The sequence below is a fragment of the Burkholderia sp. genome (assembly GCF_018375725.1).
Taxonomy (GTDB): domain Bacteria; phylum Pseudomonadota; class Gammaproteobacteria; order Burkholderiales; family Burkholderiaceae; genus Burkholderia.
Window position 1 is genome coordinate 1 of record NZ_JAHACR010000505.1, and the last position, 1,607, is coordinate 1,607.

Annotated in this window: 1 protein-coding gene; it reads right to left on the reverse strand. The window is 64.4% G+C overall.

From position 1 onward, the window contains the following. The coding region (locus KH616_RS24890) for a VacB/RNase II family 3'-5' exoribonuclease (protein WP_292254878.1) at positions 1-1,316 on the reverse strand (1,316 nt) is incomplete at its 3' end. Positions 1,317-1,607 lie beyond the last annotated feature (291 nt).

Below are 1,607 nucleotides of genomic sequence, written 5' to 3' on the forward strand. Positions count from 1 at the left end.
ATCTGCTCGATCTTGCCCTGCGCGTTGCAGACGATATACGTCTCGGTCGTATCGAAATCGATCGCGCCGCGCTTCTGCCGCGCGGCGAACAGCGCCTTGAAGACGCCGTACAGGTTCTGCAGCTGCGGCACCAGATCGGCACGGCGTGCGGCCTCCGGCCCCTTCGTGTTCGCGAGCACGGCCGCGACTTCGGTATACGTCAGACGCGCGGCCGAATGAATCACGGCCGGGTAGAACTGGTACGCCTTGATCTCGCCGCGCGCGCTGATCATCATGTCGCACGCGAGCACGCAGCGGTCGACTTGCGGATTCAGCGAGCACAGCCCGTTCGACAGCTTTTCGGGCAGCATCGGAATCACGCGGCGCGGGAAATAGACCGACGTGCTGCGCTCGAGCGCGTCGGCGTCGAGCCCGCTGCCCGGCTGCACGTAATGCGACACGTCGGCGATCGCGACGATCAATCGGAAGCCGTCGCCGCGGCCGACCTTGACCGGCTCGCAATAGACCGCATCGTCGAAGTCGCGCGCGTCCTCGCCGTCGATCGTGACGAGCGGCACGTCGCGCAGGTCGACGCGGAAACGCAGGTCGGTCGGCCGGATCTTGTCCGGCAGCGCGGCGGCGTCATCGAGCGCGGCCTGGCTGAATTCGTGCGGCACGCCGTACTTGCGCACCGCGATCTCGATCTCCATGCCGGGATCGTCGATGTCGCCGAGCACCTCGACGACACGGCCGAGCGGCTGCGAATGGCGGCTCGGGAAATCGGTCAGCTCGACGACGACGACCTGACCGACCTTCGCCTTTTTCGCATTTTGCGTGATCAGGATGTCGTGACCGATGCGCTTGTCTTCCGGTGCGACGATCAGCGCGCCGTTTTCGTTCAGCAGGCGGCCGATCACGCGCTTGTTCGCGCGCTCGGTCACCTCGACGACATGGCCTTCGGGCCGGCCGCGGCGGTCGTAGCCGACGATCCGCGCGAGCACGCGGTCGTTGTGCATCACCTTCTGCATCTCGCCGTTCGGCAGGAACAGGTCGTCCTGCCCGTCATCCCGGATCAGGAAACCGTAACCATCCCGGTGGCCCTGCACACGCCCGGCGACGAAATTCGACGGATGCGTCAACTGATAATGACCGCGCTTGTCGAGCCGGATCTGGCCGTCGCGCTCCATCGCGGCGACGCGCCGGAAGAACCCTTCGCGCTCCTGACGCTTGATCGACAGCGCCTCGGCGATGTCGTTTGCGGCAAGGGACGCGTCGCTCGTACGCAGCACGCCGAGAATTTCTTCCCGGCTCGGAATGGGGTACGGATATTTGCTCAAGGGCTTATCGATGATTGTTCTCGTTGCGTTGGCAAGCGCCATGCCCGGTCGGGACGGCTTGCGGGCCATTCTAACACCCGATGCCGCAGGCCAAGCAGCGTTGCGTGCCGCGCGTCCGGCGGCGCGCAGATGCCGCGACATTGGCATGGCGAAGCGCATGCATCTTAAAAAATCTGTTGACACGTTCCGCGACTGCTCTATAATTGCGGTCTTTCGCGATGCAGCAACAAGCAACAGCGAAACGTGCCCAGGTGGCGGAATTGGTAGACGCACTAGGTTCAGGTCCTAGCG